Raw genomic sequence first — 17908 nt, 5'->3', positions numbered from 1 at the left:
GTTAAATAAAAAATAATATCACTTATTGGAGAGTTTATTTATTTTTTCTAGCTTTACATTACCAAATGAAAAAAATATGAATAAATTCCCTCACCTTTTAATAATCCATTCAAAAAGGATTTGCCGGAATGCTGTATCACACTTTATCTGATTTCCGGTTATTGAACTGAAAGATCTGGCTGTCTTTCACTTTGCTTTTTATATTTTTAAAGGCAATTTCCCAATATCCGAAAACGATATAAAGTATTGTATTCCGTTTTATTATTTAGCTAAATCATGATTTCAAGTCACTAATAACTTATTATATATGAATCAAATTCACCTGCCGGAAACTTACGCGGCATTATCAGATTTCAGAAAAAATGATATCTATCTCCCTGAAATGAATCAGGCTCAGATTATTGCAGATTTCTTTCCCGGAACTTTCACAGAGCTTACGCAGCGCCTCTCTGATATTACAGGGGCTTTTTACGGAGGCATGCTCAAACAGATCGGGAAACTTTACGGACCCGAAGCTATTGAACAGCTTTCCAGTACCTTTATGTATGATCTGGGATCAAGAATGACACTGAGGAATCTTGAAACAAAACCCAATCTGCAGCCTGGAATTCCGGCCGTTGCAAAAATATTGATAGGAGCAGTTTTTACATCCAGTCCCGAATACAATTTTGAATTTAAAGAATTAAATGACTACAAATGCGAATTGCTTATTAAAGGAGTAGACCGTTACCACAAAATCACAAATAGCCTGCAAATTGCAGGTCTGTTGAATTGGCCAGTCATAAAACCTTTCATACAGGGCGTTTGCGACACCATGGGGCTGGATGTTTTATTGGATATAAAAGTACTCAAACTTGATCCGGACAGCAAGTGCACTTATCATGTTATAGTTTCTGAGAAATAACCTCCGACATAAATAGTACCTGGAAATTGTACAGGCAGCATTCAATAAGAGCGGACCTTAGTCCGCTTTCTCTATACTAAATCAAGGATAGGTTTCAGCCTAAACATGAAACCCGTGTCTCGCACCCCGCATCGCTAATCAATCTTTTCTATCCATTCAATACCACTCACATCAATCAGTTTCAGACTGTAGATATCATTTTTTTGAAAAATATCATCAATATTCAGTGTCACATCTGCTTTTGCTCCTAATGGAATTACCAGACTGTGCTTTCCTGGTTTCACTTTGGCAACATAATGATTCTGAATATCCTCTTTAGGAATTCCGGCAAGTTCTTTATGATCCAGTTCCTTTAAAATCTTTCCGTTTTTGTCGAGGATATGAATGCCTATCAGAAAAGAACCATACACATCAGCACCTTCCGTCCTGTAAACTTCGAACGTTAACTTTGAGTGCTGATGAGAGATTTTTGAAATTTCCAGCTTGGGTCTTACCGATTTATTGTGAAGTGTTCCCCACACACCTCCATGAAAATACTGATTGGTAAAAAGAGTTAACCCCAATATGATGAGTGAGCCCGCCAATACAAAACCCTTTGGATTTGACACAGGAAAATTTCCTGAGCCAAGCCATTGAAACCATTTTTTTTGAGTGAATTTTTTGTTGTTTTTCATAAAATAATGATCCAGAGAATAAGGACCACTTCCTGTAAGAAACATGACAAATCCACCGGCTACGCCCAGTACACCAATCTGCCACTCATCAAGGCAGGTTGTTCCCAGCCAGCCGGAACCTAATAAAATCCCGAGAGCAAGACTGAAAATGCCAATACTCATCAGCCGGGTAAATAAACCGAGGATGATGAATAATCCGACAATTGCCTCAATAATGGTAAAAATCATCATGGAGCGTTGCAAAGCATCAGGATGAGTCACCAGATATTCAATAACAGGTTTTATTCCGAGTGCATTGGGCAAAAAATGATTGAATTTTTCCCCGATATATCCCTTTTCGTCAGGAATAAGTTTGTTTTCAAGGATAAGACGGCGCCAGAACGCTGAAAAGTAGGTCCATCCGATAACCATACGGAGGGATAAAGTATATAATCCGGCCATGTCTGAAGACTGGCTGTTTAAGGTATGTTTCATTGAAATTAATATTGTGTTGTAAAAAAACTGATTTTTTATAATCTGACTTAAAAAGTCTAAACCAGATGAAGTCTCAGTCTTTTAAACAGAATATATTTCGGAGGGCTGTTCCCGGTAGAATGCCCGGAATAGTTATTGAGAAAAGATTTTTCTTCAAAAAGATTGGCTGCAGCTGAATTAAAACCAGATAGAAACTTATGGTACTGGTTTTGAAGTTTGGTTTTTGAAACGGCAGTTTCTGAAGAAGCAAAAGCGGTATCACAGCTGAAAGAGAGCGATGAGGTTGTTTTTACCTTATTAAGCCCGCTGATGTACTGAATATCAAAAATATCAAGGACATTTCTTTTGACTGAGCACGGAGACAACGAAAACAACAATATAAGCATCGTAATGACACCTTTATAAATTTTCATATGAAGTCCTGAACTGGGCATAATTACAAAACTACGCTTTATTTCAATATGTATCAGCAGACTTTTAATTAATAATGGATTCTCTTAAAAAAAAATTGTGCTATTAAAATTTAAAAATAAAAAACACTACTGACGGACAGTTGTCACAATCCCGCTTTATCTTTACAGTCTGAAAGTTTTACAAAATAGAAAATATACTGAAATGAGTTACTGTTTAGCAATAGAAGGAATGCAGCCTGAAAGCAGAAAAGAACTGCACAAAAATTATCATGACAACTATTATGGGTTTCCCATTCACGATGATAATGAATTGTTCGGAAGACTGATTCTGGAAATTAATCAGGCAGGACTAAGCTGGGAAACGGTTCTGAAAAAAGAAGACAGCTTCAGAAAAGCTTATGATCAGTTTGATATTCAGGAAATTGCGGCTTATACAGAAGAAGACCGTGAAAGGCTGTTGAGTGATCCTGGAATTATCAGAAATAAATTAAAGGTCAATGCTGCCATTGAAAATGCTAAAACAATCATTGAATTACAAAAGGAATTTGGTTCCTTTGAAAAATGGCTGGAGCACCATCATCCTATGACATTGCAGGAATGGATGAAGCTGTTCAAAAAAACATTCAAATTCACTGGCGGGGAGATTGTCAACGAATTTCTGATGAGTACCGGATATCTTCAGGGAGCTCATCATGAAAGCTGTCCTGTTCACCCAAAAGTACTGGCACAAAAACCTTTGTGGAAAAAAGCTGAGGAAAAGTAGAATACGGATTATTCTTCAATTAACAAGCCGGGATTCTACGGAATTACATATAGAACTGTTTGACACTATGCATACTTGTGTCATTCCGCAGGAATCCAGCTTCCGAAATTAAGAATAGAAAAAGAAAGTCCATTGCTATTGAACTGATCACATTTTAGGTGCTTGCCTTCGCTAATGTAAGATCTTTGCGAAATTCCTTTAACCCAAGCCTTTTATTTCTTTTCCATAATCTGTTTATGCTCATTACCCCATTTTTCAAACTCAAGAATGATGGGCTTCAACTTATAACCGATTTCTGTAAGCTCATATTCTACCCTTGGAGGAACTTCTGCATAGACTGTTCTGGTAATGATTTTATCCTCTTCCAGCCTGCGAAGCTGAAGGGTGAGCATACGCTCGGTAATGTTCTGAAGCTTTTTTCTAAGTTCTCCAAATCTCATTTTTCCATTGATCAGATAACAGCATATGGCTAATGCCCACTGCCCTCCGATAATATTGGAAGCATAGATTTCCGGACATTCATCAGCAAGAGCTTTTTTATTGGCAAAATTGGTTGAGGTTTCCTTTATTTTAGTCATTACTTACATTTTTTATAGTACCATACAATAGGTTGCTAATGTACGAAATGTAAGTAACACGTTGTAATTTTGTGATCGAAATTTAAACATAATGAGAACATTAGTGATTGTGACGCATCCTGATATTGAAAAATCAGTGATCAATAAAAAATGGATCGACGAGTTAAAAAAATACCCTGAAAAATATACGGTTCATCAACTGTACAAGGCTTACCCTGATGGAAAAATCAATGTGGCAGAAGAGCAGAAGCTGATGGAATCGTATGACAAGATTGTATTTCAGTTTCCTTTTTACTGGTTCAGCAGTCCGCCGCTTTTAAAACAATGGCTGGATGAAGTGGTTTTATACGGCTGGGCGTATGGAAGCAACAGCGGTTTCAAACTGGCCGGAAAGAAAATGACACTAGCTGTTACCGCAGGAATAGATGAAGATGGATATTCTGAAACAGGGGAATATAAATACACGATGAAGGAACTTTTCAGACCTTATGAACTGACTTTCGATTATATAAAAGCCGATTATAAAGAACCTTTCGTCTATTACGGAATTGAAAGAGATTCTTCCGATGAATGGATCAACAGAAGTGTTCCGATGTATCTGGATTTTCTGGATAATTTGTAACCAATAAAATGAAGTTGAACTTGAATTAAAACGGGTTCAACTTACTTTTCTCTGTATTTTTTTTTAATACAGAGAAAAATACTTGAAAATCTTTACCCCACTGTAGGCGTATCCTCTTCTTTGAGTATTTTTTTCTCCTTCATCGTAAGCATCATTCTTTCATATTTGTACTTTTCCCAATCAAATGTGTTGAGAAAATCAAGGGCAGCCTGAAAACCTCTGTTGAAGAGTTCTTCCTTTTCTTCTCTTTTCATAAAGAAATTCAGCCAGCTGCTGGTCCCACAGTTAACGGTTTGTATACTGTATAGCTTATAAAAAGTATGTTTGGTAAGGAATGTTTTATCATTAAACCCTTTCAGAGTGCTGATGATATTTCCTGCGTAGCTGAACGGTGTTTTAAGGATTTCTTCACTGGTTTTCCCTTTTTCAGAAAGAATGGCAGAATCACTGGTTAGCTGTACCCCAAAAAGAGGCATTCTCGGATAAAAAACTTCATCAGCGTGAAAAAGATCAATAGGGAAGTTGGAGATACTGCCGCCATCAATGAAAACTCCTGCTGGGTTTATATTTTCAGGTTGGGTATTCATCCAATACCTCCAGGCATATTTTACAGAATCATCGTTTCTGTTAATTTGTTTCTGGAAAGGTTCAAAGAAAAAGGGTACCGCCATAGAGGCTCTTGCAAATTCAGCCGGACTGATGTGTTTCAGTTCCTCTTCGGACCAGTAGAGATTGGCCATCGTAGGAAGTTCTACCTTAATTTTAGCATTGATATCAGTGGTAATAACCACATATTCTGAGGTAAGAAGATAAAACGGATTGTTTTTATAATAATCATTATTGACGGCACTTTCATAGAAAATTCTGTATCGGGTCTGGTCAATGTGTTCCTGATTTTTGATTCTGATCTTTTCGATGCTTTGCAAAGCCATCTGATAATATTCCTGCCCGTTCCCATAACGGTAGCTGAGATTGAGGTCTTTTTCTTTCTGAATGAATTTTTTATTGAGATCGGCAACTGTTTGTATTCCAAATTGGGCCAGCGCATTCTGCATGGTATTCTGAAAAACATTTCCGGGATTCAGTCCGCTGTTTTCCTTTCTGAAATTATTATAAAGCTTTTTAATACAGAAAAAGAGAATGACAGCCGGAATCAATGGAATCAGGAACATTAGTTTGGCGTTCAGTATGGTTGTGGGAGGAGCCAGAAAAGGAATACTCAGCAGAATAATGAAAAGAATGACCGCAATGATGGCATTGATCTTAAAAAAATCTTTGTTGTTCAGCATTGCATGAAGGGTCGTCTTTACATACGTTTTCCCATCCATAAAATCTGCAAAATTCCAGCTGAAAAGAATATCCTTAATCAGCTCACTTTTAGGTTCTTCTTTGGTTTTGCAGGCTGCAATAAGCATGGTGTTAATAGCTCCGGCACTCGTTCCTGCTACTTTCAGAAAACGGATCCCGAATATTTCCAGACCATAAAGATAACCAACCAATGCGCTTCCCCACACACCGCCACCTTCCTGTACAAACTCTATATACTGATTACCAGACTGATCCAGAAGATCAGAGAATTCTTTAGCAGCTATATTCCCGTGTAAGGCAAGCAACTTATCTTTGGATGCCTGTGAAAGAGAAGGATCTTCCAGAATTTTGTTGAGGTTTTCAGTAGTCATGGTATTTTGTTTTGAGGGTGTGCCGGTAAAAGACAAAGATCATCAATTGGGTGATCAAAATCTTTGTGTCTTTGTATTGATATAAAAATGAATCACCACTGTTTTCGCCTTACATAAATAAATGTACTGATCACAACCGTAGCCATCGCTCCCAATGTTACAAAATATCCATACTTATGATGAAGCTCAGGCATATTATCGAAATTCATTCCGTAAACCCCGGCAATGAAAGTGATCGGTAAAAAGTAAACAGAATAAATGGCCAACACCTTCATCACCTGGTTGGCTTTTTGGTCCGAAAGTGCCAGGAACATGGAAATAAGGTTGGTAATCTGAATGTTTAAATGATCAAAATCGGCAACGACATCCTTATGCTTATCTTTCAAATCGACAATTTCTGAGTCCTGTAAATTCAGCAGTTTAAATTTATCAATAGCATCCGTAGAGATTACCAGTACGCGGGAATTCAAGCCCGATTTTCGTTTCAGTTTGTAGAGACGGCGGATCTGGCTCGTATGATTCGTGTTTTTAAGAAAAATTTCATTCTCTATATTGTCCATTGTTTCGAACAGACTTAAGGATTCATCATCAAAACTTTTCATAATTAAGATAGCAATCATCAGGGTGATTTGCTGAGGAGTAACATCTTCCTGAATCAGAGAAACATTTTTCTTGGTCTCTGTAATACTCCTGGTTTTCATCCTGTGGATGGTAATAATGGTATTTTCCACCAGAAAAATTCCAATCTTGGTGCTGATATCACTGATGGTATTGAGATTTTTCCTTTCCAGCTCTGTACTTTCACGGAGTAAAAAGAATTTTACATTCCCGTCTTCTTCATATTTTGGAAGGTGATTAGGATCCATCGTATCTTCCAGAAGAAGGTTGTTGATTTCATATCTTTCATGAAGAAATTTCAGGTCTTCTAAAGTAGGAGCCTCTACATCTACCCATTCGCACTGGGAGGTTCTGTATATCGTATCAATTGGCATAAAGTAAAAATACTAATATTTTGAAAAACTATGTGTTAAATAAGTTTTATCTTTGCCAAAATTAAAAAACTATATGATTAAAAGTACCATAAAAGGGGTGGGATTTTATGTTCCAGATAACGTTGTTACAAATGATGATTTAGCAAAACTAATGACTACCAATGACGAATGGATAACGGAAAGAACGGGTATCAAGGAAAGAAGACACAGAAAAAACAGATATGACTCTCAGGAAACCAGCGCTTATCTAGGTTTTAAAGCTGCAGAAAAAGCCATCCGCAATGCTGGTCTTACCTCAAAAGATATTGATTATATTGTTTTTGCAACGCTTTCACCGGATTATTACTTTCCGGGATGTGGTGTCTTGCTTCAGGACATGCTGGGATGTGATACGATCGGAGCACTGGATGTAAGAAATCAATGTTCAGGATTTGTATATTCTATGAGTGTGGCCAATGCATTCATCAAATCAGGTACTTATAAAAATATTCTTGTGGTAGGAGCAGAAGTTCATTCTTTCGGATTGGATTTTTCTGACGAAGGTAGAGGAGTTTCTGTTATTTTTGGTGATGGGGCAGGAGCAATTGTTCTTTCTGCATCAGAAGATGAGAATGCAGGAGATATTTTAGCGATGAATATGCATTCTGAAGGAAAATATGCGGATGACCTTTGTACCCAGTTCCCGGGTTCAAAATTCGGATGGAGCGACAGAATGAGAAAAGATCCTGAAAATGTAACGAATAAAGAAGTATATCCTATTATGAACGGAAACTTCGTATTCAAGCATGCGGTAACAAGATTCCCGGAAACCATGATGGAAGCTTTGAACAAAGCCGGAAAGACGGTTGAAGATCTTGATATGTTTATTCCACATCAGGCAAACCTGAGAATTGCTCAGTTTGTACAGGAGAAATTCGGATTACCGAACGATAAAGTCTTCAACAACATCCAGAGATACGGAAACACAACAGCAGCTTCTATTCCGATTGCTTTAAGCGAAGCAATTGAGCAGGGAAAAATCAAAAGAGGTGATCTTGTCCTTCTTTCAGCATTTGGAAGTGGATTTACCTGGGGCAGCGTTCTGTTTGAATACTAAGAGAAGCTTTATTTTCAATTATACCACAACTCAAGTGCTCAATTTCTATATTTTGGAAGGGGGCGGAAATTCAAAGGATTTTTGACGGGGTGGTTTTATACATCATAAAAAAACGCAGAACTCTGTTCTGCGTTTTTTTATGATAGACCTTAATCAATTAAAGGCTTTTCAGTAATTTTTCCGTATCTGTAGAATCCTGTCCTGTACTTTTGGCCAGTTCAATAGACTTTTCAGCCCATATTTTTGCATTTTTCTTATCACCTACCTTATTGTAAAGATTGGCTAAAGTATCTGTATTGGCAAAGTTTTGGTTTTTCTTTACAGATTCCTGTGCCCATGCAATGGCTTTTTCCAGAGAAGCTTTATTGCTCACATTCTCAAAGAAGTTCCATGCAAGAGAGTTCAGTTCTTCAGAACCTGCTGCAGAATAATCTTTGTAGATATCAAGGATCAGCTTTTCATACTCAGGAATATCTTTATTCTTTAAAGCTCTGTTGGCTTTCATTCTTTTTAAGATCTTGTCAGCCTCTTCTTTGCTTAGAAATTTCTGTGCTTCGGCCATAAAATAGCTGTCATCCCATTTTTTAGTATCCGGATTATAAGCTTTTTTAGAAATAGTATTCAGCTTGATATTTTTCTCAAACTTTTCATATTTATCTTCCGGGAAGAACTTAACGATATCAGCTTTTTTATCCTGGAAAATTTTGTATAAAGGACTGTCTGTAGTTTGTACTCCTGAAAGAAGCATTTGGATATCTTCCTGATCTAAGCTTGCTTTCTGTTGAAAATAACGGTTAAGAACTTTTCCGGCAAACTCGGCGTCATTATACATGGTAAGCCCGGCAAGATTCTTTAAAAATTCAGGATTCTTTTCTCCCTTTTCAAACTGCTGTTTCAAAGAGGTTAGTCTTTTATTGGGATCTTCAGCGTCTTTCGCAAACTGGATAAAGTCTTTTTCTTCCACATATCCTAAAGTTCTGTGCACAGCTTCACCGTTTCCGTCGATAAACAGGTAAGTAGGAAATGCTTTTACATTATATTTTCTGGCCAGCTCAATTCCTTCTCCTTTTTCCATATCAATTTTCGCATTGATAAAGTGGGAATTATAGTAATCTCCTACAGACTGAAGTGGGAAAATATTTTTAACCATCAGTTTACAAGGTCCGCACCATGAAGCATATGCATCAATGAAGACCAGTTTTTTTTCTTTTTTTGCTTTGGCAAGAATGGAGGCAAAATTGCCTTCTTCAAATTTAATTCCCTGTGCCCATGCAAGGACTCCTATAAAGATTGAGGAAAGTATGGCTATTTTTTTCATAAAAACTTTTTATTCCCTGCAAATGTAATAAATATGACGACACCTGAGCCGTCCATATTAAAAATAATTATACAGGAATTTTGGTTTTAAAACAGAAATCAGTTTATATTAAAGAAAACCATATATTATTTCTGTCTTATTATTAAAATTAATGTAAATTGGTGTTTTTGGTTAAATGATTAAATTTCAATATAATGTTTTAATAAAAAATAAAATATCACTAGTTTTGTAAAAAACAAAAAGACACTCCGTGAAATCAATGATGAATTATTATAAAATGAAAATAATAATTTGTTTTTCTATGCCTAAAAGTCTTTTGAAATTTTTGTTTTTGCTGGCAACAGCAATTCCCATATTTGCCCAGAAAAAAAATAGCTTTGATCTTATCTGTGAAAGGACTTCTTCTTTTACAGCCTATAAAGATTTACCCAAAGCCATCAAAACAGCAGATTCTCTCTATATGAAGGCACAAAAGCCATCAGAGAAAATTAAGTGTCTTATCCTTTCTTCAGAGCTGTACCATCATGCCGGTGAACTTAAAAAAGCAATCTGTTACAGTGAAAATGCCCATTCGGTAATCAATCTGACTAATGATCCTGAATGGATGGCTGTAGTAACCCGATTACTTGCGAGACAATATAGACAGGTAGGGTTATACGAAAGATCCAAAAAATATATTATAAAAGGACTGCAGGCTTCAGCCCGGATCACCGATTTTCAGAAAAGTAATGAAGCCGCAGGACTGCTGAATCAGGAAATGGCTTTTTATGAAATGGAGATGGGGAATTATCCTAATGCCATACAGCATATCGAATCCTCCCTGAAATATTTTGAAAAAATCAACAGTTATAATGAAAACAGAACCGTAGCGGCATCTTATCAACTATTGGGAGATGTCTATTTCAAGCTTAATAATTATTCCGTCTCTGAAGATTACTATCGAAAAGCAGAAGGATTGCTAAAGAAAGGAAGCTGTACGCTGGGATTGGTTTATAATGGCCTGGGAGGAATCCGTTTGAAGCAGAAAAACTGGAAAGATGCTGAACTGTATCTTAAAAAAGCAGAAAAAATTGCCGATACTTCCCGAAGTCTTAAACTTAAAAAAGCAGTTTATTCCAATATTAATGATTATTACGAAGGAGTTGGGGACAATTTCAAGGCTTCTTTATATGCGGTAAAATATGTACGTGCCTATGACAGTATTGCAGCGCGCAACCAGAGTTTTGCCATGAAAGATTTTGAAAATCCCAAAGGAAAAGCTACCAAAAAAAATACGCAGATGAATGGAGTGAAGAATGCAGCTATTGTCATTCTGTCCCTTTCATTGGTTGGCCTGTTTCTTTTTATTAGAAGGAAACAGAAAAAACAGCGGTCAAAACTTAGAAATATCATCAGAACCCAGTTGAACATGATCGGTAACAGGACACACTATCCTTTAAAACAACCTGGTGATTTTGAGTTTTCCAATATTTTTGTGGAAGAAATTGATGAAAAAGACTCCGAGACAGACCGAAGAAGAAATGACTCTCTGATGACCCCGGAAACAGAATCAAAACTGCTGGAACTGCTTGAGGATTTTGAAAAAGGTAATCTCTATAACAATAAAGGCATGTCCCTGTCCTTTCTTGCCGGAGAATTGAACACCAATACAAAATATCTTTCTTATGTGATCAATCAGCATAAAAATGCTGATTTCAAAACGTATATCAATCGTTTAAGAATCAACTATATTGTAGACAAACTGATCAATGATGAGAAGTACAGACAGTATAAAATAAGTATCCTTGCTGATGAATGCGGATTTTCTTCCCACAGTAAATTTGCTGCAGTCTTCAAGGCGGTCACAGACTATTCTCCATCAGCATACATTAAATATCTGGATAGTGAAACCCGGTCAGATAAAAAATAGTCATTTTCCCGAAAATGATTAAAAACGGGCATTTTATCCAATTCTATATTGCCATTTTCACGAAAATGAACAACCTATTATTTTAAAGGAACCCTCTGCTATCATATCTTTGTGGCAGTTTCAAAGTACACAACAGTTCTGTTACAGCTTATCACTTTTATTTCATTTTTGAACTAAGATCATTATAAGAGAAACTGCCATTCCCATTTTTTTAACTTTTTAAGGAAATATTCTGACCAGAATATCTGCCATATCCTATAATCGGGGTTGATTGCCCGGTTTTTTTTCAGTCAAGTTTTTTTAAGTGCAAATCCACAGACGTCTGTGGATTTGTGATTTTATTTAACTTTCGTACTGTCGGTTTTTACTTTTGAAGAATCCGAGGAAGGGATTGAATTCGCTACAGCAGAATCTCCCATTCTGTTTCTTAAGGAATCTTTATTGTGAGCTTCTTTATATTCCTCTCTTTTTTCTTTGTTTTGAGCACAGCTTCCAAGGAAAAGAAGTCCAAAAACTGCTCCTATCCATAATTTTCTCATAATAGTTAATTTTGATTGTTGATGTAATCAAATATAAGGATTAAAAGATAAAAGATAAAAGATAAAAGATAAAAGATAAAAGATAAAAGGTGTTCCTTTAAATTTTGGATTCAATAGGGGGGAGCTTTAGCCCCGCCGTTAGAAATAATATATAATCACCAACTGTAGTCAAAAACCTGGAATAAGCGTCTTTTCAAGCCAAAATTTGAATATCCAATATTTATGGTTATCCAATAAAAAAATCTGCAGCGCTTTCATCTGCAGATTTTCCATTTTAAATTAAACGTATATACATGTTATTTGACAGGAGACGTTGCCATAGAATCCCTTTTGATCATGATTGTATCAGGATTCGTCCTTTTTGTAGTCATCGTATCAGTAGTTGTAGGCGGTATACTTTTTTGGGTACTGTCTACTGTTGCTGAATCTCTGCTACTTGTTGACATTGTCGATTCTTTGGTTCCACAGCTCACTGCAAATATTCCTATTCCGACAGCTGTTAGCAATAACTTTTTCATATTATTTTATTTTGGGGTGTATAATAACAGAAAATCAATAATTATTCCTAACAGGACATTGAAAATCGTAAAATATCGGTAAAGTTTGTTAAAAGATGTTAGTGCAGCTATCGGGTTTCGGGATACGAGCTACGGGGATATGCGAGATTCGAGTTTAATGTTTAATGCAGTCCAAAAAATTATTACCAAAAATACTCTAATATTCTCAACCCCTCAACCCCTCAACCCCTCAAACTCTCAAACTCTCAACCCCGAATCCCGCACCTCGTATTTCAAATCTCGTACCCCGAAACCCCACAAAAAAGCCCCGAAACCGAAATTCCGAGGCTGTATTCAAGGAACAGACAACAAATTACTCATTGCTCATTACTTATTATTTATTAATTATCCCAGGTATGGATATTTGTAGTTTTTAGGAGAAACAAAAGTTTCTTTTACGCTTCTTACAGAAACCCATCTTAGAAGGTTCATTTTAGAACCTGCTTTATCATTTGTTCCTGAAGCTCTACCACCACCGAAAGGCTGCTGTCCTACTACGGCACCCGTTGGTTTATCATTGATGTAGAAGTTACCTGATGCATTTTCTAAAGCTTTGTAAGCTTCAGCGATTGCGTAACGGTCTTGTGAGAACACAGAACCAGTCAATGAATAAGGAGATGTTGAATCTACAAGCTTCAACGTTTCTTTCCAGTCCTGATCTTCATATACGTAGATGGATAAGATTGGTCCGAAGATCTCTTCAACCATACTTTCGTAATGAGGATTTGTAGTTTCAATTACTGTTGGGTGTACGAACCATCCTTTAGAATCATCATATTTTCCACCGATTGCAACAGTAGCTTCACCTGAAGCGTTTGCTCTGTCGATATATCCTTTACATTTTTCGAAAGAATTCTTGTCGATTACAGCGTTGACAAAGTTAGAAGTATCTTCCGGCGAACCGATTTTGATAGTGCTCATCTGCGCTTCCATTACTTTTTTCACATCAGTCCAAAGAGACTTAGGGATATAAGCTCTTGAAGCTGCAGAACATTTTTGTCCCTGGTATTCGAAAGCACCTCTTACCAATGCAGTAGCTACAGCTTCCACGTTAGCAGACGGGTGAGCAATAACGAAGTCTTTACCACCAGTTTCTCCAACGATTCTTGGATATGTTCTGTAGTTGTGGATATTATCACCGATCATTTTCCACATTCCCTGGAATACTTTTGTGGAACCAGTGAAGTGAAGACCTGCAAAATCCGGGTGAGCCAAAACTTTCTCAGCAGTTTCTTTTCCGTCTGTAAAGATCATGTTGATAACCCCTGCAGGAAGACCCGCTTCTGTTAATACATCCATAATTACTTTTGCAGAATATACCTGCTTGTCAGAAGGCTTCCAAACCACTACGTTTCCTAGCATCGCCATACAAGTAGGAAGGTTTCCGGAAATCGCTGTAAAGTTGAATGGAGTTACTGCAAAACAGAATCCTTCTAATGGTCTGTATTCAACGCGGTTCCAGATTCCGTTATCAGAAACCGGCTGCTCAGCATACATTTCTGTCATGAACTCTACATTGAATCTTAAGAAGTCGATGAACTCACAAGCGGAATCAATTTCAGCCTGGTGTACGTTTTTAGACTGCCCGATCATTGTTGCTGCATTAATCACATCTCTGTAAGGTCCTGCCAAAAGATCGGCTGCCTTTAAGAAAATTGCTGCACGCTGTTCCCAGCCTAGTTCATTCCATTCTTTTTTAGCTGCCAATGCCGCGTTGATAGCGTCATCCACATGCTGCATACCACCCTGGTAGTAGAATCCGAAATCATGAGCATGATCCTGTGGAGACTGAAGCTGTACTTTTGTTTCAGTTTTTACTTCTTTTCCATTGATAATCATTGGGATTTCTACCTTTTCAGCCCACATTTTTTTATAAGTGTCGATAAGGCTTTTAACTTCCGGAGATCCCGGTTCGTATGAGTTTACAGGCTCGTTTACCGCTAATGGTACTTGCGAAATTGCTTTTGACATATTACGTTTTATTATTTTATTAAATTAATAAGATGTGTATACAAATTTACGATAATTATAAGGAAAGAAAAAATGCCGTCTTTTTTTGTCAGATAAACCAGAAAACAGATCTGATACTATTATTTATGCTTTTTCTGAGATAAATTTTTATTAAATCTTGATTTATTTTCAGAATTCTTTAGGTTTTAGAAAAAAATACACCATTTTGTTATAATTATAGGAATTAAGGCAATAAAACATTTGTCATAGTTTAAGAATTGCTGTTAATGACTGTAAATAAAGGGTTTATGTTACAATGTTAAAATTATATAAATTCACTTTTGTTGCGATTTTGAACATTTTAAATAATTTTTTTGATAGCTGGAGGGATCAGATTGTTCTAATTTTACATCATTATTATCAGGTATGAAAAAAAGAGTCTTATTTTTCTCTTTTGTGATATTTTTCTCAGCTTTGTGTGCAGGTCTTTTTGCACATAAAGGGAAAACTCAGCCATATTCTGATATCCTTTCAAAAATTCATCTTTTACAGCAGAAATCTGATCAGCAGACCCAGCCTGAACTCTATAGTTTTTCAGATGTGCAGGATGTGCAGGATTCCAACGACTGGGAGAAAGTAAAATTCGATTACTCAATACTTGCACAGCAGTGGCTGCACTATTTCTTTGCACGTTACACTTACAATACACAGGTTGCGGCTGTTCAAAACCGCGTTTATATTACGGCACCAAGATACATCCTGTATCACTGTCTGCAGGTAGCGGGCTGCTAAGCCCTTTTCTTAATTTTTAATGATCCGTTGTGGTTTGTATTCATGTCAATACAGATCTGAAAACATCATTTCCCATTTTACATTTTTGAACAGGTCTGTTTGCCTTTACGGAGAGGTGAACCGGATATTGTTTGTCCAATTTTAAATAAAAATATTATGCACTTAACACCAAGAGAAACGGAAAAGCTTATGCTGTTTCTGGCAGGCGAACTCGCTCTGAAAAGAAAGGCAAGAGGCCTTAAATTAAACTACCCGGAATCCATTGCTCTGATCAGCCACTTTCTGCTTGAAGGCGCAAGAGACGGGAAAAAAGTAGCCGAACTGATGCAGGAAGGCGCAAATCTCCTTACTAAAGAGGATGTAATGCCGGGCGTTGCGGAAATGATCCACGATGTTCAGATTGAAGCTACTTTCCCGGACGGAACCAAACTGGTAACCGTACACAATCCAATCCGCTAATACTACTGATTATGATACCAGGAGAAATTTTTGTAAAAGAAGGTACAATTATCTGCAATGAGGGCAGAGAAACTGTGAAAATAAAAGTAACCAATACAGGAGACAGGCCTATTCAGGTAGGTTCACACTTCCATTTTTTTGAAGTTAATAAAGCGATGAGCTTTGATCGTGAAAAAGCTTTTGGAAAGAGACTGAATATTGTAGCAAGTACTGCAGTACGTTTCGAACCGGGAGAAGAAAAAGAAGTGGAATTGGTAGAAATAGGAGGAACCAAAAAAGCAATGGGCTTCAATAATCTTGTCGATGGGCAGGTAGATTCTGAAGAACAGAAAAAAGTAAGCCTTGCAAAAGTTGAAGAGTTAAACTTTAAAAATCATTAAGATGAGCTTACACGTAGACAGAAAACAATACGCCAATATATTAGGTCCTACAGCGGGAGACAAAATCAGACTGGGCGATACTGAAATTATTATTGAAATCGAGAAAGATTTCACCCATTATGGTGACGAAGCTGTTTTCGGAGGTGGAAAAACCGTTCGTGATGGTATGGGGCAAAATGTTACCGCTAAAAGAGACGAAGGCGTGCTGGATCTTTGTATCACAGGAGCTGTGATCATTGACCACTGGGGAATTGTAAAAGGTGATATCGGAATCAAAGACGGAAAGATCGTAGGAATCGGAAAAGCAGGAAACCCTGATACGATGGATGGTGTAAGTCCTAATATGATTATCGGGGCTTCAACTGAAGTTCACGGAGGAAAAGGATATATTGTAACTGCCGGAGGAATTGACACTCACATTCATTACATCTGCCCTCAGCAGATCGAAACATCCCTATACAGCGGAATTACCACAATGATTGGAGGTGGTACAGGTCCAAATGACGGAACCAATGCTACTACCGTTACCCCGGGAAAATTCAACATGCAGAAAATGCTTGAAGCAGCAGAAGAATATCCTATGAACCTTGGTTTCTTCGGAAAAGGAAACTGTTCAGCTGAAGAACCTATTGAAGAACAGGTGGAAGCCGGAGCTTTGGGAGTAAAAATTCACGAAGACTGGGGAGCAACTCCTGCAACGATTGATGCTGCACTGAAAGTAGCCGATAAATATGACGTTCAGGTGGCTATCCATACAGATACATTGAATGAAGGAGGTTTTCTTGAAGATACGATGAGAGCAATCAACGGAAGAGTAATCCACACTTTCCACACAGAAGGAGCAGGTGGAGGCCACGCACCGGATATCATTAAAGCAGCCATGTATCCGAATGTATTGCCGGCTTCTACCAATCCTACACGTCCTTATACCATCAATACCATTGATGAACATTTAGACATGCTGATGGTGTGCCACCATTTGAGCAAAAACATTCCTGAGGATGTAGCGTTTGCAGATTCACGTATTCGTCCTGAAACCATTGCAGCAGAAGATATCCTTCACGATATGGGTGTTTTCAGTATCATGAGCTCAGATTCTCAGGCGATGGGAAGACCGGGGGAAGTGATCACCAGAACATGGCAGACGGCGAGCAAAATGAAAGAGCAGAGAGGTGATCTGGCTGAAGATAAAGATAGCGGAAATGACAATTACCGTGCAAAAAGATATGTGGCAAAATATACCATTAACCCAGCTATTGCACACGGGATTTCAGAATATGTAGGATCGATTGAGGAAGGGAAATTAGCGGATTTGGTGATCTGGAAACCGGCCTTATTTGGAGTAAAACCCGAAATGATTGTAAAAGGAGGATTTGTCATTGCGGCTAAAATGGGAGATCCTAATGCTTCTATTCCAACGCCTCAGCCTATTATTTACAGAAATATGTTCGGAGCCCATGGAAAAGCTAAGTTTGGTACTTGTGCGAACTTCGTTTCTCAGATCTCAATTGACAATGGAACCATTGCTTCTTATAAACTGGAGAAAATGATTCTTCCTGTGAAAAACTGTAGGAATATTTCCAAAAAAGATCTTATCCACAATGATAAGACGCCTTTAATAGAAGTAAATCCAGAAAACTATAAAGTAACGGTAGACGGAGAATACATCACTTGTGAACCGGCAGAAACACTTCCTTTAACACAGTTGTATTACTTGTTCTAAGATAAATTTTACAAATAAACCTAACAGGTTTCAAAAACCTGTTAGGCTTAGCCAAAGTTTATCCGATACAATTTAAAACAATTATA

Annotated in this window: 18 protein-coding genes; 9 read left to right on the top strand and 9 right to left on the bottom strand. The window is 37.4% G+C overall.

Going from position 1 to position 17908, the window contains the following annotated elements; genetic code table 11:
• Positions 1–307 precede the first annotated feature (307 nt).
• Positions 308–904: a hypothetical protein gene (locus AC5YGI_RS04220; protein ID WP_496167602.1), complete on the top strand. Its 597-nt coding sequence runs from the start codon at positions 308–310 to the stop codon at positions 902–904.
• A 134-nt stretch (positions 905–1038) separates the two neighbouring features.
• On the opposite strand, the gene AC5YGI_RS04215 is transcribed toward AC5YGI_RS04220, so the two are convergent.
• Positions 1039–2052: a TQO small subunit DoxD gene (locus AC5YGI_RS04215; protein ID WP_496167600.1), complete on the bottom strand. Its 1014-nt coding sequence runs from the start codon at positions 2050–2052 to the stop codon at positions 1039–1041.
• 56 nt (positions 2053–2108) lie between these two features.
• Positions 2109–2465: a hypothetical protein gene (locus AC5YGI_RS04210; protein ID WP_496167599.1), complete on the bottom strand. Its 357-nt coding sequence runs from the start codon at positions 2463–2465 to the stop codon at positions 2109–2111.
• Positions 2466–2667: 202 nt separating this feature from the next.
• Between AC5YGI_RS04210 and AC5YGI_RS04205 the strand changes: the two genes are divergently transcribed.
• Positions 2668–3228, top strand: coding sequence for a DNA-3-methyladenine glycosylase I (locus AC5YGI_RS04205; protein WP_330747197.1), 561 nt, complete (start codon positions 2668–2670; stop codon positions 3226–3228).
• 212 nt (positions 3229–3440) lie between these two features.
• On the opposite strand, the gene AC5YGI_RS04200 is transcribed toward AC5YGI_RS04205, so the two are convergent.
• Positions 3441–3806, bottom strand: coding sequence for a winged helix-turn-helix transcriptional regulator (locus tag AC5YGI_RS04200; protein ID WP_110011437.1), 366 nt, complete (start codon positions 3804–3806; stop codon positions 3441–3443).
• Between the two features lie 91 nt (positions 3807–3897).
• Between AC5YGI_RS04200 and AC5YGI_RS04195 the strand changes: the two genes are divergently transcribed.
• Positions 3898–4428 (top strand): NAD(P)H-dependent oxidoreductase, encoded by a 531-nt coding sequence (locus AC5YGI_RS04195; RefSeq protein WP_330747195.1) that lies wholly within the window; start codon positions 3898–3900, stop codon positions 4426–4428.
• Positions 4429–4520: 92 nt separating this feature from the next.
• Here AC5YGI_RS04195 and AC5YGI_RS04190 read toward each other — a convergent pair whose 3' ends face one another.
• Both AC5YGI_RS04190 and AC5YGI_RS04185 read right to left on the bottom strand, forming a co-directional pair.
• The gene (locus AC5YGI_RS04190; RefSeq protein ID WP_330747194.1) at positions 4521–6107 is read right to left on the bottom strand and encodes a patatin-like phospholipase family protein; all 1587 of its coding nucleotides are present in this window, start codon (positions 6105–6107) and stop codon (positions 4521–4523) included.
• A 92-nt stretch (positions 6108–6199) separates the two neighbouring features.
• The gene (locus AC5YGI_RS04185; protein ID WP_330747193.1) at positions 6200–7099 is read right to left on the bottom strand and encodes a magnesium transporter CorA family protein; all 900 of its coding nucleotides are present in this window, start codon (positions 7097–7099) and stop codon (positions 6200–6202) included.
• A 73-nt stretch (positions 7100–7172) separates the two neighbouring features.
• Here AC5YGI_RS04185 and AC5YGI_RS04180 point away from each other — a divergent pair, with 73 nt between their 5' ends.
• Positions 7173–8195: a 3-oxoacyl-ACP synthase III family protein gene (locus tag AC5YGI_RS04180; protein ID WP_330747192.1), complete on the top strand. Its 1023-nt coding sequence runs from the start codon at positions 7173–7175 to the stop codon at positions 8193–8195.
• 157 nt (positions 8196–8352) lie between these two features.
• Here the strand turns inward: AC5YGI_RS04180 and AC5YGI_RS04175 are convergent, their stop codons facing one another.
• Positions 8353–9513, bottom strand: coding sequence for a thioredoxin family protein (locus AC5YGI_RS04175; protein ID WP_330747191.1), 1161 nt, complete (start codon positions 9511–9513; stop codon positions 8353–8355).
• A gap of 277 nt (positions 9514–9790) precedes the next feature.
• Between AC5YGI_RS04175 and AC5YGI_RS04170 the strand changes: the two genes are divergently transcribed.
• A complete protein-coding gene (locus AC5YGI_RS04170) occupies positions 9791–11422 on the top strand; it encodes a tetratricopeptide repeat protein (RefSeq protein WP_496167598.1) in 1632 nt (543 codons plus the stop codon).
• Positions 11423–11760: 338 nt separating this feature from the next.
• Here the strand turns inward: AC5YGI_RS04170 and AC5YGI_RS04165 are convergent, their stop codons facing one another.
• The 3 genes from AC5YGI_RS04165 to pruA all read right to left on the bottom strand — a co-directional run bounded on the left by AC5YGI_RS04165 (position 11761) and on the right by pruA (position 14489).
• Entirely contained in the window at positions 11761–11961 is a 201-nt protein-coding gene (locus AC5YGI_RS04165) for a hypothetical protein (RefSeq protein ID WP_330747189.1), read from the bottom strand.
• 296 nt (positions 11962–12257) lie between these two features.
• On the bottom strand, positions 12258–12479 hold the full coding sequence (locus AC5YGI_RS04160) for a cytochrome C551 (protein ID WP_110011429.1): 222 nt from the start codon (positions 12477–12479) through the stop codon (positions 12258–12260).
• A gap of 384 nt (positions 12480–12863) precedes the next feature.
• Positions 12864–14489, bottom strand: a complete 1626-nt coding sequence (gene pruA, locus AC5YGI_RS04155; protein ID WP_330747188.1) for an L-glutamate gamma-semialdehyde dehydrogenase — start codon at positions 14487–14489, stop codon at positions 12864–12866.
• Between the two features lie 405 nt (positions 14490–14894).
• Between pruA and AC5YGI_RS04150 the strand changes: the two genes are divergently transcribed.
• From AC5YGI_RS04150 to ureC, 4 genes are all read left to right on the top strand, one after another.
• Complete coding sequence (locus AC5YGI_RS04150; RefSeq protein WP_330747187.1) at positions 14895–15260, top strand: hypothetical protein; 366 nt, start codon at positions 14895–14897, stop codon at positions 15258–15260.
• Positions 15261–15416: 156 nt separating this feature from the next.
• Positions 15417–15719, top strand: coding sequence for an urease subunit gamma (ureA, locus tag AC5YGI_RS04145; protein WP_002977652.1), 303 nt, complete (start codon positions 15417–15419; stop codon positions 15717–15719).
• A gap of 11 nt (positions 15720–15730) precedes the next feature.
• On the top strand, positions 15731–16099 hold the full coding sequence (gene ureB, locus AC5YGI_RS04140) for an urease subunit beta (protein ID WP_034697259.1): 369 nt from the start codon (positions 15731–15733) through the stop codon (positions 16097–16099).
• A gap of 1 nt (position 16100) precedes the next feature.
• Complete coding sequence (ureC, locus tag AC5YGI_RS04135) at positions 16101–17822, top strand: urease subunit alpha (RefSeq protein WP_330747186.1); 1722 nt, start codon at positions 16101–16103, stop codon at positions 17820–17822.
• The last annotated feature ends 86 nt before the right edge of the window (positions 17823–17908 follow it).

This window comes from Chryseobacterium sp. CS3K3.1, from assembly GCF_059515165.1.
The sequence above is the reverse complement of the archived record's forward strand: the minus strand, read 5'-3'. Positions and strand labels throughout refer to the sequence as shown.